Annotated in this window: 11 protein-coding genes, 1 tRNA gene and 2 pseudogenes; 11 read left to right on the top strand and 3 right to left on the bottom strand. The window is 73.0% G+C overall.

Features of this window, described 5'->3' with window-relative positions; all coding sequences use genetic code 11:
• Positions 1 to 77 precede the first annotated feature (77 nt).
• The gene (locus tag AC1WTP_RS19285) at positions 78 to 1,820 is read left to right on the top strand and encodes a CTP synthase (protein WP_481650649.1); all 1,743 of its coding nucleotides are present in this window, start codon (positions 78 to 80) and stop codon (positions 1,818 to 1,820) included.
• A 232-nt stretch (positions 1,821 to 2,052) separates the two neighbouring features.
• Positions 2,053 to 2,658 carry an NUDIX domain-containing protein gene (locus AC1WTP_RS19280; RefSeq protein ID WP_447139928.1) on the top strand — a complete coding sequence of 202 codons (606 nt, stop codon included), beginning with the start codon at positions 2,053 to 2,055 and terminating at the stop codon, positions 2,656 to 2,658.
• A gap of 103 nt (positions 2,659 to 2,761) precedes the next feature.
• On the opposite strand, the gene AC1WTP_RS19275 is transcribed toward AC1WTP_RS19280, so the two are convergent.
• Positions 2,762 to 3,019 (bottom strand): TM2 domain-containing protein, encoded by a 258-nt coding sequence (locus AC1WTP_RS19275; RefSeq protein ID WP_481650648.1) that lies wholly within the window; start codon positions 3,017 to 3,019, stop codon positions 2,762 to 2,764.
• Between the two features lie 292 nt (positions 3,020 to 3,311).
• Here AC1WTP_RS19275 and ald point away from each other — a divergent pair, with 292 nt between their 5' ends.
• From ald to AC1WTP_RS19230, 9 genes are all read left to right on the top strand, one after another.
• Positions 3,312 to 4,427 carry an alanine dehydrogenase gene (gene ald, locus AC1WTP_RS19270; protein WP_447139927.1) on the top strand — a complete coding sequence of 372 codons (1,116 nt, stop codon included), beginning with the start codon at positions 3,312 to 3,314 and terminating at the stop codon, positions 4,425 to 4,427.
• Positions 4,428 to 4,438: 11 nt separating this feature from the next.
• Positions 4,439 to 5,431: a site-specific tyrosine recombinase XerD gene (locus AC1WTP_RS19265; protein ID WP_481650666.1), complete on the top strand. Its 993-nt coding sequence runs from the start codon at positions 4,439 to 4,441 to the stop codon at positions 5,429 to 5,431.
• Positions 5,432 to 5,635: 204 nt separating this feature from the next.
• Positions 5,636 to 6,559 (top strand): ParA family protein, encoded by a 924-nt coding sequence (locus tag AC1WTP_RS19260; protein WP_447139926.1) that lies wholly within the window; start codon positions 5,636 to 5,638, stop codon positions 6,557 to 6,559.
• A gap of 56 nt (positions 6,560 to 6,615) precedes the next feature.
• The gene (locus tag AC1WTP_RS19255; RefSeq protein WP_481650647.1) at positions 6,616 to 7,737 is read left to right on the top strand and encodes a segregation and condensation protein A; all 1,122 of its coding nucleotides are present in this window, start codon (positions 6,616 to 6,618) and stop codon (positions 7,735 to 7,737) included.
• Positions 7,734 to 8,660: an SMC-Scp complex subunit ScpB gene (gene scpB, locus AC1WTP_RS19250; protein ID WP_481650646.1), complete on the top strand. Its 927-nt coding sequence runs from the start codon at positions 7,734 to 7,736 to the stop codon at positions 8,658 to 8,660. The genes AC1WTP_RS19255 and scpB overlap by 4 nt, the downstream gene beginning before the upstream one ends.
• Positions 8,650 to 9,420, top strand: a complete 771-nt coding sequence (locus AC1WTP_RS19245; RefSeq protein WP_481650645.1) for a pseudouridine synthase — start codon at positions 8,650 to 8,652, stop codon at positions 9,418 to 9,420. Before scpB ends, AC1WTP_RS19245 begins: the two co-directional genes overlap by 11 nt.
• A gap of 210 nt (positions 9,421 to 9,630) precedes the next feature.
• Complete coding sequence (gene cmk / locus AC1WTP_RS19240; RefSeq protein WP_481650644.1) at positions 9,631 to 10,311, top strand: (d)CMP kinase; 681 nt, start codon at positions 9,631 to 9,633, stop codon at positions 10,309 to 10,311.
• Positions 10,308 to 11,711 carry a ribosome biogenesis GTPase Der gene (der, locus tag AC1WTP_RS19235; protein WP_481650643.1) on the top strand — a complete coding sequence of 468 codons (1,404 nt, stop codon included), beginning with the start codon at positions 10,308 to 10,310 and terminating at the stop codon, positions 11,709 to 11,711. The genes cmk and der overlap by 4 nt, the downstream gene beginning before the upstream one ends.
• Positions 11,712 to 11,889: 178 nt before the next feature.
• Positions 11,890 to 11,963, top strand: a tRNA-Pro gene (locus AC1WTP_RS19230).
• Positions 11,964 to 12,032: 69 nt separating this feature from the next.
• On the opposite strand, the pseudogene AC1WTP_RS19225 reads toward AC1WTP_RS19230, so the two are convergent.
• Positions 12,033 to 13,159: pseudogene (locus AC1WTP_RS19225) on the bottom strand (site-specific integrase).
• Positions 13,156 to 13,319, bottom strand: a pseudogene (locus AC1WTP_RS19220) (helix-turn-helix domain-containing protein). The pseudogenes AC1WTP_RS19225 and AC1WTP_RS19220 overlap by 4 nt, the downstream one beginning before the upstream one ends.
• Positions 13,320 to 13,394 lie beyond the last annotated feature (75 nt).

Here is a 13,394-nt window from a genome sequence, read left to right as displayed (position 1 = left end):
TCCCGTGGATCGCGTGATCACTTGGCTGATCGGCACGGCGGTCTGCACGACCGCGACGGACGACACGGGAGCAGGCCTTGGCCCCTTCAGCACGGACGACCAGGCACATTTTCGTCACCGGGGGCGTCGCCTCCTCGCTGGGTAAGGGCCTCACCGCCTCCAGCCTCGGCAACCTGCTCACCGCGCGCGGGTTGCGCGTGGTGATGCAGAAGCTCGACCCCTACCTCAACGTCGACCCGGGCACGATGAACCCGTTCCAGCACGGCGAGGTCTTCGTCACCGAGGACGGCGCCGAGACCGACCTCGACGTCGGCCACTACGAGCGGTTCCTGGACCGGGCGCTCTCCGGCAAGGCGAACGTCACCACCGGCCAGATCTACTCCGCGGTGATCGCCAAGGAGCGGCGCGGCGAATACCTGGGCGACACCGTCCAGGTCATCCCGCACATCACCAACGAGATCAAGTCGCGGATCCTGGCGATGGCCGACCCGGACGACGACGGCCAGGTGCCGGACGTGGTGATCACCGAGGTCGGCGGCACGGTCGGCGACATCGAGTCGCTGCCGTTCCTGGAGGCGATCCGGCAGGTCCGCCACGACCTGGGCCGCGACAACTGCTTCTACCTGCACGTCTCGCTGGTGCCCTACCTGGCGCCGTCGGGTGAGCTGAAGACGAAGCCGACCCAGCACTCGGTGGCCCAGCTGCGCAGCATCGGCATCCAGCCGGACGCGCTGGTGCTGCGCTGCGACCGGGACATCCCGGACAAGGTCAAGCAGAAGCTCGCGCTCTACTGCGACGTCGACCGGGAGGCGGTCACCGCCGCGCCGGACGCGCCGAGCATCTACGACATCCCGAAGGTGCTGCACCGGGAGGGGCTCGACGCGTACGTGGTGCGCCGGCTCGGCCTCTCCTTCCGCGACGTGGACTGGAGCAGCTGGGACGACCTGCTGGACCGGGTGCACCAGCCGCGCCACACGATCACCGTCGCCCTGGTCGGCAAGTACGTCGACCTGCCCGACGCGTACCTGTCGGTCAGCGAGGCGATCCGGGCCGCCGGCTTCGGCCACCGGGCCCGGGTGCAGTTGCGCTGGGTGCCCAGCGACGAGTGCGTCACCCCGTCCGGCGCGGCGGCCGCCCTGGCCGGCGTCGACGGGATCGTCATCCCCGGCGGCTTCGGCGTGCGCGGCATCGAGGGCAAGATCGGCGCGGCCCGCTTCGCCCGGGAGAACGGCGTGCCGTTGCTCGGGCTCTGCCTCGGCCTGCAGTGCATGACCATCGAGGTGGCCCGGCACCTGGCCGGGCTGGACGGCGCCAACTCGCTGGAGTTCGACGAGGAGGCCAAGCACCCGGTCATCGCCACCATGGCCGACCAGGAGGACATCGTCGCCGGCAAGGGCGACCTGGGCGGCACGATGCGGCTCGGGGCGTACCCGGCGAAGCTCGCCGAGGGGTCGCTGGTCGCCGAGGCGTACGGCAGCGGCGAGGTCAGCGAGCGGCACCGGCACCGGTACGAGGTGAACAACGCCTACCGCGACGCGCTGACGAAGGCCGGCCTGCAGATCTCGGGCACCTCGCCGGACGGTCGGCTGGTGGAGTTCGTCGAGCTGGACCGCAACCTGCACCCGTTCTTCGTGGCCACCCAGGCGCACCCCGAGCTGAAGAGCCGGCCCACCCGGCCGCACCCGCTCTTCGCCGCGTTCGTCAAGGCGGCGGTGACGTACTCCGAGGCCGACCAGCTTCCGGTCGACCTGGAGGCCGCGGCGGGCGCGGCGGCCCGCAACGGCGGCTCCGCCGCCGCGAAGGCGGCGTCCGCCTCGTGAGCGCGAGCAGTGAGCCGGGTCTGCGAGCCCCGCAGTCGCGAACGAAGGTGGCACAGTGAGCGCGAGGAGTGAGCCGGGTCTGCGAGCCCCGCAGTCGCGAACGAAGGTGGCACAGTGAGCGCGAGGAGTGAGCCGGGTCTGCGAGCCCCGCAGTCGCGAACGAAGGTGGCACAGTGAGCGCGAGGAGTGAGCCGGGTCTGCGAGCCCCGCGGTCGCGAACCGAGGTGACGCCGTGAGCGCGGTGGAGCACCGCTACGAGGTGCGCTCCCGGGAGGAGCGCTACCGCGGCCGGATCTTCGACGTGGTCAGCGAGGAGGTGACCATGCCCGGCGGCGGCACCGCGGTGCGCGACTACGTCCGGCACGTCGGGGCGGTGGCCGTGGTGGCGCTCGACGCCGCCGGCCAGGTGGTGCTGATCCGCCAGTACCGGCATCCGGTCGGGCGGCACCTGTGGGAGCTGCCCGCCGGGCTGACCGACGTCACCGGCGAGGACCTGGCCGCCGCGGCGGCCCGGGAGCTGGCCGAGGAGGTCGACCTGGTGGCCGGCCGGCTGGACGTGCTGGTCGACCTGCACAGCTCGCCGGGCTTCACCAACGAGCTGGTCCGGGTATTCCTGGCCCGGGAGCTGACCGACGTGCCGGCCGAGCGGCGGCACGAGCGCCGCGACGAGGAGGCCGACCTCCAGGTGGTCCGGCTGGACCTGGACGAGGCGGTCGGCATGGTCCTGGCGGGGGAGATCACCAACGCGTCCTGCGTGGCCGGGCTGCTCGCCGCCGCCCGGGCCCGGGACGCCGGCTGGTCGGTGCTGCGCCGGGCGGACGCGCCGGTGCCGGGCTGAGCCCGGGCGCGTCCGGCTGAGCCGGACCGCCCGGGGATCGGGCGGAGAACCTGGTAAGGGGCCGTGCGGTACGCCGCACGGCCCCTTCGTCGTTCCGGTCGGGTCAGTCGCGCAGCGGGCGGCCCTGCCCGTCGACGCCACCGTTGACCAGGATCAGGATCCCGTCGATGAAGCCCCAGATGCCGCCGGCGCCGAGCGTGCAGACGCTGACGACCAGCTGCAGGACACCGATCTTGGTGTGGCCCATGTAGAACCGGCCGGCGCCGAGCCACCCGAGCAGGATGCCCAGGATGCCGGCGACGACCTTGCTCTTGTCGGAAACGCCCTGGGGATGCCCGGGCTGGTAAGGAGGAGTGGTCATGAGGCGACACCATATAGATCCACTCGTGTCCTGTCCGCAGCGGGACCCGCTGAGTGGGACGATAATGGACGAAAACTGTCCTGACGGCTGAGGTGACGTCCACCGCCGGCCGGGCCGATGCCTGACACTTCGTCAGCGTCGGCGGCCACCGGATGTCACTGTGCTGGCCCCCCGCGGGCGCCGGCACGCCTAGACTGCCGCCGGCGGGACCGGTGGACCGCGGTGGCAAAGGGGCCGCCGTGGCACCGAGCAGTCGGGGGAGAGCGGCCCCCCGAAGAGAGGTGTCTGCATCGTGAAGGTCGGAATCCCACGCGAGGTCAAGAACCACGAGTACCGCGTGGCGATCACGCCGGCGGGCGTCAACGAGTTCACCCGCAGCGGTCACCAGGTCTTCGTCGAGTCCGGCGCCGGTGCCGGGTCCAGCATCAGCGACGACGAGTTCGCCGCGGCCGGCGCCAAGATCCTGGCCACCGCCGACGAGGTGTGGGACACCGCGGAGCTGGTGCTCAAGGTCAAGGAGCCGATCGCCGAGGAGTACCACCGGATGCGCGAGGGGCAGGTGCTCTTCACCTACCTGCACCTGGCCGCCTCGAAGGAGTGCACCGACGCGCTCATCGACCGCAAGGTCACCGGCATCGCGTACGAGACGGTCGAGCTGCCCGACCGGTCGCTGCCGCTGCTCGCCCCGATGTCCGAGGTGGCCGGCCGGCTCGCCCCGCAGGTGGGCGCCTTCTACCTGATGCGCACCGGCGGCGGCCGCGGCGTGCTGCCCGGTGGCGTCTCCGGCGTGTACGCGGCGAAGACCGTGGTCATCGGCGCCGGTGTCTCCGGCATGAACGCCGCGGCGATCGCCCTGGGCCTGCAGTCCGAGGTGCTCCTGCTCGACAAGAACGTCGCCCGGCTGCGTCAGGCCGACGCGATCTACCGGGGCCACCTGCAGACGGTCGCCTCCAACGCGTACGAGATCGAGCGGGCCGTGCTCGACGCGGACCTGGTCATCGGCGCGGTGCTGGTGCCCGGCGCGAAGGCCCCGACGCTGGTCTCCAACGAGTTGGTGTCCCGGATGAAGCCGGGCAGCGTGCTGGTCGACATCGCGATCGACCAGGGCGGCTGCTTCGAGGACTCGCGCCCCACCACGCACGCCGACCCGGTCTACAAGGTGCACGACTCGATCTTCTACTGCGTGGCGAACATGCCCGGTGCGGTCCCCAACACCAGCACCTACGCGCTCACCAACGTCACCCTGCCGTACGCCCTGGAGCTGGCCAACCACGGCTGGCGCGAGGCGCTGCGCCGCGACCCGGCGCTGGCGCTGGGCCTGAACACCCACGACGGCCAGGTCACCTACGGCCCGGTCGCCGAGGCGCACGGCATGCGCGTCCTGCCGCTGGCGGACGTGCTGGCCTGAGCGGCGGCGGGCTGACCGGGGCACCGGACGGGGCCGGCGCGGGCACGCAGCCCGCGCCGGCCCTGCTCCGTGCCGTGCGCGGCTACCTCGACCACCTCACCGTCGAGCGTGGACTGTCCGCGAACACCCTGGCGTCGTACCGCCGGGACCTCGACCGCTACGTCGCGACGCTGGCCGCGGCGGGCCTCGCCGACCTCGCCGCCGTCGACCCCGCCACGGTGGAGTCGCACCTGGCCCGGCTGCGCGCCGGCGACGACGGGCACCCGCCGCTGGCCGCCTCCTCCGCGGCCCGGGCCGCCAGCGCGGTGCGCGGCCTGCACCGGTTCGCCGTGCGCGAGGGGCTGGCCGGGGCCGACCCGAGCCGTGACGTGCGCCCGCCCACCCCGCCGCGCCGGCTGCCCCGCGCGCTGCCGGTCGACGACGTGGTGCGGCTGCTGGAGACCGCCGGCCCGGTGGCCGCCGCCGGCGACGGCGCGCCGCTCGCGCTGCGCGACCGGGCGCTGCTGGAATTCCTGTACGGCACCGGGGCGCGGATCTCCGAGGCGGTCGGCGCCGCGGTGGACGACCTCGACCCGGCCGACGGGACGGCCCTGCTGCGCGGCAAGGGCGGGCGCACCCGGCTGGTCCCGATCGGCGGGTACGCGGTGGAGGCGCTGCGCGCCTACCTGGTGCGCGCCCGGCCCGCCCTGGCCGCCGCCGGCCGGGGCACCCCGGCGGTCTTCCTCAACGCGCGCGGCGGCGCGCTGTCCCGGCAGGGCGCTTGGACCATCCTGCGCCGGGCGGCGCAGCGGGCGGGCCTGCCGGTCGACGGGCCGCAGGCGGTCTCCCCGCACACGCTGCGCCACTCGTACGCCACCCACCTGCTCGACGGCGGCGCGGACGTGCGGGTGGTGCAGGAACTGCTCGGCCACGCCTCGGTCACCACCACCCAGGTCTACACCCTGGTGACCGTGGAGCGGCTGCGCGAGGTGTACGCCACCGCGCATCCGCGCGCCCGCGGCTGACCGGTGGCCGCGGGCCACCCGGGCCGGCCGGAAAGGGCGCCGGCCGACACGCCGAGCGGGTGCCGAACGCCCTGCTGGCCGGTGGCGTACAGTCGGCATCGGCGCGGACCTGGCGGGGAGATGCGACCGGGGTGCGCAGCGGCGCCGCGAAGGACGTCGGTCGGCTCCGACGCCGGGTGGTCGTCGGGAGGGGGCAACGAGGACATGGCTGGCAACGGTGACCGTGCCGAGACGTGGACGTCGGAGCTCCGCGAGCAGCAGGCCGCGCTCGGCAACGACCTGGGCCCGGCGGATCCGGCCGCCTACACGATGCGCAAGCCGATCCCCGAGCCGATGCCGACCGACCGGCACGGGCCGGCCCGGATCATCGCGATGGCCAACCAGAAGGGCGGGGTCGGCAAGACCACCACGACCATCAACCTGGGCGCCGCCCTGGCCGAGTACGGCCGCAAGGTGCTGCTGGTCGACTTCGACCCGCAGGGCGCGCTCTCGGTCGGCCTGGGGGTCAACCCGCACAACCTCGACCTGTCGGTCTACAACCTGCTCATGCAGGACGACGTCACGGCCGAGGACGTCCTGATCAAGACGGACGTGGCCGGGCTGCACCTGCTGCCGGCCAACATCGACCTCTCCGCGGCCGAGATCCAGCTGGTCAACGAGGTCGCCCGGGAGATGGCCCTGGCCCGGGTGCTGCGGTCGGTCCGCAAGGAGTACGACTTCATCCTGATCGACTGCCAGCCCTCGCTGGGCCTGCTGGCGATCAACGCGTTGACCGTCGCGCACGGCGTGCTCATCCCGCTGGAGTGCGAGTTCTTCAGCCTGCGCGGCGTCGCGCTGCTGCTGGACACCATCGACAAGGTCCGCGAGCGGCTCAACTTCGACCTGGAGCTCGAGGGCATCCTGGCCACCATGTACGACAGCCGCACCACCCACTGCCGCCAGGTGCTCCAGCGGGTGGTGGAGGCGTTCGGCGACAAGGTCTACCAGACGGTCATCACCAAGACGGTCAAGTTCCCCGAGTCGACCGTCGCCGGCGCCCCGATCACCACCCTCGACCCGGCCTCGTCCGGCGCCCGCAACTACCGGCAGCTGGCCCGTGAGGTGATCGCCGCCCAGGCGGAGCGGTAGCCCGGAGTGCGGCACCAGAGAGCCGGGTCGCCCCGGCCGTGGACTACGGTCGTCCGGTGACCGCGCCGCCCCTCGACCCGCCCGCCGCGCCGGAGCAGCCGCCAGCCGCGGCCCCGCCCGGCCCGGGCGCCGCCGTGGCCGGTGCCCCCACCAGCCCCACCGTCGACGACACGGCGGGCACCGCCGACGCCGACCCGGTGACCGCCGGCGGCGAGGCGGGCGCGGCGTCCGAGGGCTCGGCATCTGGGGCTGTTGCGTCTGGGGGTGTGGCGTCTGGGGCTGTGGCGTCGGAGGGCGCGGCGTCGGAGGGCGCGGCGTCGGAGGGCGCGGCCGAGGGCGGCGGGTTCACCGTCCGGCTGGCGAACTTCACCGGCCCGTTCGACCTGCTGCTGCAACTGATCGGCAAGCACAAGCTCGACGTCACCGAGGTGGCGCTGCACCGGGTCACCGACGAGTTCATCGCGTACATCCGGGCCATGGGTGACCAGTGGGACCTGGACGAGGCCAGCGAGTTCCTGCTCGTCGCGGCCACCCTGCTCGACCTGAAGGCGGCCCGGCTGCTGCCCGCCGCCGAGGTCGAGGACGAGGAGGACCTGGCCCTGCTGGAGGCCCGGGACCTGCTCTTCGCCCGGCTGCTGCAGTACAAGGCGTACAAGGAGGCGGCGGCGCACATCGCCGCGCTGGAGGAGGTCGGCGGCCGGCGCTACCCGCGGGCGGTCACCCTGGAGCCCCGTTACGCCGAGGCGCTGCCCGACCTGGTGCTCGGCATCGGCCCGCAGCGGCTGCTCAAGCTGGCGGTCAAGGCAATGACCCCGAAGCCGGCGCCCGAGGTCTCCATCGCCCACGTGCACATGGTGCGGGTCAGCGTCCGGGAGCACGCGGCGATCCTCACCGACCGGCTGCGCCGCGCCGGCACCGCCAGCTTCTCGGTGCTCTGCGCCGACTGCGACGCCACCCTGGAGGTGGTCGCCCGGTTCCTGGCGCTGCTGGAGCTCTACCGGGAGGGCCTGGTCGCGTTCGTCCAGGAGCAGGCCCTGGCGGAGCTGACCGTACGCTGGACCGGTCCCGCCGAGGGCGGCCCCGACCTGCACATCGACGAGTACGCCGGCAGCCCGGCCGAGGACGCGGCCGCCGCCGGTGCCGACGAGCCGGCACACACCGAGGAGGGACCGCGATGAGCAACGAGGAGCGCCGCGACTCCCTGGCCGACCAGGCCGCCGCCTGGGTCCCGCCCTGGCAGCGCCCGACCCCGCCCGCCGCCGAGCAGTCCGACCCGACCCCGCCGGTCTCCGAGCAGCTCGACCCGACCCCGCCCGGCCCCGAGCAGTCCGACCCGACCCCGCCTGGAGATCTTGGAAGAAAACGGCCCCTGGAGGGGCCGGAATCCTTCAAGATCTCGCCGGAGCCGGAGCCGGAGCCGGAGCCGGAGCCGGAGCCGGAGCCGGAGCCGGAGCCGAGCGGCGGGGTGCCGGCGGGGGAGAGCGGCGCCGGGGGCGTACCGAAGAAGGGCGCGGGCGGGCGGCGGCGGGCGACGCCCGAGCCGGCGCCGGTGGAGCTCTCCGACGCCGAGCTGCGCGGGGCGCTGGAGGCGATCCTGCTGGTGGTCGACGAGCCGGTCAGCGAGCTGACCCTGGCCGGCGTGCTGGAGCAGCCCGCCGAGCGCATCGGTCCGATGCTGGCGGAGATCGCCGCCGGCTACACCGCCGCCGGGTACGGCTTCGAGCTGCGCCGGGCCGCCGGCGGCTGGCGGCTCTACACCCGCCCGGAATACGCCGGCTACGTCGAGCGGTTCGTGCTGGACGGGCAGTCGGTCCGGCTGACCCAGGCCGCGCTGGAGACCCTGGCCGTGGTCGCCTACAAGCAGCCGGTCACCCGGTCGCGGATCTCCGCCATCCGCGGTGTGAACTGCGACGGCGTGATCCGTACCCTGGTATCCCGCGGGCTGGTCGAGGAGTGTGGCATTGAACCGGACAGCGGGGCCTTCCTCTACCGGACGACCACGGTGTTCCTGGAGAAGCTCGGGTTGAACAGCCTCGACGAGCTGCCGCCGCTGGCCCCGTTCCTTCCCGACGACGTAGAAGAGCTTGCCGATGCCACGTGATGACCGTGCCCCCCGACCCGACGCGCCCGCGTTCACCGGCGCCGAGCGCCTGCAGAAGGTGCTCGCCGCCGCCGGTGTGGGGTCCCGCCGCGCCTGCGAGGACCTGATCTTCCGGGGCCGGGTGACGGTGGACGGCAAGGTCGCGCAGCTCGGCGACAAGGTCGACCCGGCGACCGCGGTGATCCACGTCGACGGCCAACGGCTGGTCGCCGACACCCGGCTGGTCTACCTGGCGATGAACAAGCCGCGCGGGGTGGTTTCTACCATGGCCGACGAGAAGGGCCGGACCGCGCTGGCGGACTTCCTCGGCAACCGGGTCGAGCAGCGGGTCTACCACGTCGGGCGGCTGGACGCGGACAGCGAGGGTCTGCTGCTGCTCACCAACGACGGCACGCTCGCGCACCGGCTGATGCACCCCTCCTACGGGGTGCCCAAGACCTACCTCTGCGAGGTGGCCGGGCCGATCCCGCGGAACCTGGGCAAGCGGCTGATGGCCGGGGTGGAGCTGGAGGACGGCCCGGTCCGGGTCGACTCGTTCCGGGTGGTGGACACCCTGGGACGCACCGCCCAGGTGGAGCTGACCCTGCACGAAGGGCGCAAGCACATCGTCCGGCGGCTGCTGGCCGAGGTCGGCCACCCGGTGTCCCGGCTGGTGCGTACCTCGATCGGGCCGATCCGGCTGGGCGACCTGCGCGCCGGGCGGACCCGCCGGCTCACCAACGCCGAGGTGGCCGCGCTGTTCAAGGCGGTGGGTGACTGACCCCGTCGTTCGGGGTACGGCAGCCGGTAGGCTCCGTGACGGCCGCCGGCGCGCCCGGCGCGGAGCCCGGACACGCGCCGCGGCGGCTGGGTGCGTGGCCGGGCGGCGGGGCGCGTGTCCCGGTGCCGGGCCGCGGGCATGATTGACGATGGACGACCGCTCACGGCGCCGAACCGGCGACCCGTGGGGTACGGGCTGAGGAGGACAACGGTGGCGGAAAACGTACGGACCGGGCGCTGCGTGGTCGCTGTGGACGGGCCGTCCGGTTCGGGTAAGTCCACCGTCTCCCGGCGGCTCGCCGCCGGCCTCGGTGCCCGCTACCTCGACACCGGGGCGATGTACCGCGCGATCACCTGGGCGGTGCTGCGCTCCGGGGTCGACCTGACCGACGCCGAGTCGGTGGCCAAGGTCGCCGGCGAGGTGGACCTGCGCATCGGCACCGACCCCGAGGGGTACGGCGTGACCGCCGACGGGGTGAACGTGGACGCCGAGATCCGCGGCCCCGAGGTGACCGCCGCGGTCTCCGCCGTCGCGGCCGTGCCGGCGGTGCGGGCGCTGCTCGTCGCCCGGCAGCGGGAGATGATCGCCAACCACGGCCGGATCGTGGTCGAGGGCCGGGACATCGGCTCGGTGGTGGCGCCGGAGGCCCACCTGAAGGTCTACCTGACCGCCTCCGAGGCGGCCCGGGCGGCCCGGCGCAGCGCCGAGGACGCCGCCGACGTGGCCGCCACCGCCGCCGACCTGGCCCGCCGGGACCGGCTCGACTCCACCCGGAAGGTGAACCCGTTGCAGCAGGCCCCGGACGCGGTCGTGCTGGACACCACCGAACTGGGCATCGACGAGGTCGTGGCGCGCCTGCGCGACCTGCTGACCGAGCGGGGAGTGGCGTGACCGAGAGCGAGGGTTGGGTCGAACTGCGGGAACCGGATCTCGACACCGAGGAACAGCCCGGCCCGCAGCCGGTGGTGGCCGTGGTCGGCCGCCCCAACGTGGGCAAGTCGACCCTGGTGAACCGGATCATCGGCCGCCGGCAGGCGGTCGTCGAGGACGTGCCCGGGGTGACCCGCGACCGGGTCCCGTACGACGCGCAGTGGGCCGGCCGGCAGTTCACCGTGGTGGACACCGGCGGCTGGGAGCCGGACGCCCGGGACCGGGCCGCCGCCATCGCCGCGCAGGCCGAGGCCGCCGTGGCCACCGCCGACGTGGTGCTCTTCGTGGTCGACGCCGTGGTGGGCTCCACCGACGTCGACGAGGCGGCGGTGCGGATGCTGCGCCGCAGCGCCAAGCCGGTGATCCTGGTGGCGAACAAGGCCGACAACACCGCCATCGAGATGGAGGCCACCTCGCTGTGGTCGCTCGGCCTGGGCGAGCCGTACGCGGTGTCGGCACTGCACGGCCGCGGCTCCGGCGAGCTGCTGGACGCGATCATGGACGCCCTGCCCGAGGCCCCGAAGATCGTGGAGCACCGGCCCCGCGGCCCGCGCCGGGTGGCGCTGGTCGGCCGGCCGAACGTGGGCAAGTCCAGCCTGCTCAACCGCTTCTCGGGCGAGGAGCGGGCGGTGGTCGACGCGGTCGCCGGGACGACGGTGGACCCGGTGGACAGCCTGGTCGAGATCGGCGGGGAGACCTGGCAGCTGGTGGACACCGCCGGGCTGCGCAAGCGGGTCGGCAAGGCCAGCGGCACCGAGTACTACGCCAGCCTGCGCACCGCGTCGGCGATCGAGGCCGCCGAGGTGGCGGTGGTGCTGCTCGACGCCAGTGAGGTCATCAGTGAGCAGGACCAGCGGATCCTGACCATGGTCACCGAGGCCGGCCGGGCGCTGGTCATCGCCTTCAACAAGTGGGACATGGTCGACGCCGACCGCCGCTACTACCTGGACAAGGAGATCGAGCGCGAGCTGCGCCGGATCCCGTGGGCGATCCGGCTCAACCTGTCGGCGAAGACCGGCCGGGCGGTCGACAAGCTCGCCCCGGCGCTGCGCACGGCCCTGGCCAGCTGGGAGACCCGGATCCCGACCGCGCAGCTCAACTCGTGGCTGACCGCCCTGGTGCAGGCCACCCCGCACCCGGTGCGGGGCGGGCGGGCGCCGAAGATCCTCTTCGCCACCCAGGCCGGCGTGGCCCCGCCGCGCTTCGTGCTCTTCACCACCGGCCCGCTGGACGCCGGCTACCAGCGCTTCGTTGAGCGCAAGCTCCGCGAGGAGTTCGGCTTCGAGGGCAGCCCGATCGAGATTTCGGTACGCCCGCGCAAGAAGCTCGGCCCCGGCGGCCGCGGCAAGGCGCACGGCTGACGATCCACATCGCGGGGGCGGGAGTTACTTCCCCGCCCCCGCCACCTACCCTCCTAGGATGCTTTAGCGATGGTGAGGTGGGCCGCCGCACGCGTGGGCCGGGAGGGGCGTGTGCGGGCTCCGGGAAGATCTGCGCTAAGCTGTACCGGCTGTCGCGGGGGAAACCGCGCGGGGGCATCGGGACGTGGCGCAGCTTGGTAGCGCACTTGACTGGGGGTCAAGGGGTCGTCGGTTCGAATCCGGCCGTCCCGACGCAGCTCAGAGGGCACATCCGATCGACGGACGTGCCCTCTTGTCGTAGCTGGGTGACTATCTGAGTGGCTACGCCTCGGCGTCGAAGATCCGGTCCATGGCGACGGCACCGCTGAGGAGCACCGGCCGCAGTTGGTGCCGGTAGACGTTCTCGGTGACGGTCGTGCCGGAGTGGCCGCAGAGGTCGGCGATCTGCTCGATGCTCACGCCGCTGTCCGACAGCAGGGACACGAAGCTGTGCCGCAGCTCGCGGGGAGTCCAGTCGCGCGGGTCGAGGCCCGCTTTGGCGACGACCAGGCGGAAGGCCCGAAGCACGTTGTGCCGGTCGAGGGCCGTGCCGGCGGCGGAGGTGAAGACGAGGCGGTCGGCAGGAGGTTCGGCCTGGCGCTCGTGGTGAGTGGTGAGCGCGGTGACGCACCGGGCCGGTAGGGTCAGGGTGCGACGCGATTTCTTGGTCTTGGTATCGCCGTCGGCGCGTACTGAGCGCCAGATCTGGATCGATGTGGCACCGGTGGATCGTTGTTTGGCGTGCCGGTCAGGTCGACGTGTGCCAGGTGAGCGCACGTAACTCCTCGGTACGCGCGCCGGTCAACAGCGAGAGCACGATGTAGGCGTGCAGAGAGCTGCCCTCGGCGGCGGCGAGAAGCGTTCGCGCGTCGTCGAGAGTGAGTGACTTGGACGGCCGGCCGACGCGACCGGCGGGTACAGCACAGAGCGCTACGACGTTGCGCTTGACCTTGTCCCGGGCCATGGCGCGATTGACCGCGCGGTTGAGCAAGGAGTGCAGTACGAGTGGGGGTGCTCAGGTGCCGGGACTTGCCAAGCAACCACCGGTCAACGTCGCTGGCGGTCAGGTCCCGCAGCTTCCTCGCGCCCAGTTCGCCGAGGATGTGGGAGCGCACGAGGATGGCGTAGTTCGACTTGGTGCTCTCGGACTGGTTGCTCAGGCCGTAGGTGAGCCAGTCGGTGAGTGCGTCGGCCACGGTGTGCCCGTCTTGGACCAGGGCGAGGCCGTCTTCGTAGTCGCGGATCTTTTCCCGCAGCTTGGTGCGGGCTTCGGTCTTGGTCTTGCCGCTGCCTTTGCGCACGATGCGCTTGCCGGCCGGGGTGTAGCCGACGGTGACGGTGGCGATCCAGCGTTGCCGGGACTCGTCCCAGTGCAGGCCGCCTTCTCCTCGGGCACGGCGTTTCGTCATGCGGTTCCTCCTTCCTCGGCTTCCTCTGCTGGAGCAGGTCGACGTAAGCGGCGATGGCGGCGGCGGGGACGAGGCGGGTGCGGCCCTGCCGGACAGTGCGCAGTCGACCGGCGCGGATCTGTTCGTAGATCACGGACCGGGACAGGCTGAGCAGTCGCATCGCCTCAGGGATGCGGTAGAGCGCCCTTGGCGGGGCGTCGAGGGCGGGTGCGGTCAAACGGTGCTCCTTACGTGT

The sequence above is a fragment of the Micromonospora sp. R311 genome (assembly GCF_056780015.1).
The sequence above is the reverse complement of the archived record's forward strand: the minus strand, read 5'-3'. Positions and strand labels throughout refer to the sequence as shown.

What these genes read in the sequence shown, in the direction of transcription:
- AC1WTP_RS19275 (WP_481650648.1), bottom strand. Translation starts at nt 3,019, where the DNA reads ATGACCACTCCTCCTTACCAGCCCGGGCATCCCCAGGGCGTTTCCGAC.
- AC1WTP_RS19260 (WP_447139926.1), top strand. Translation starts at nt 5,636, where the DNA reads ATGGCTGGCAACGGTGACCGTGCCGAGACGTGGACGTCGGAGCTCCGC.
- scpB (WP_481650646.1), top strand. Translation starts at nt 7,734, where the DNA reads ATGAGCAACGAGGAGCGCCGCGACTCCCTGGCCGACCAGGCCGCCGCC.
- AC1WTP_RS19245 (WP_481650645.1), top strand. Translation starts at nt 8,650, where the DNA reads ATGCCACGTGATGACCGTGCCCCCCGACCCGACGCGCCCGCGTTCACC.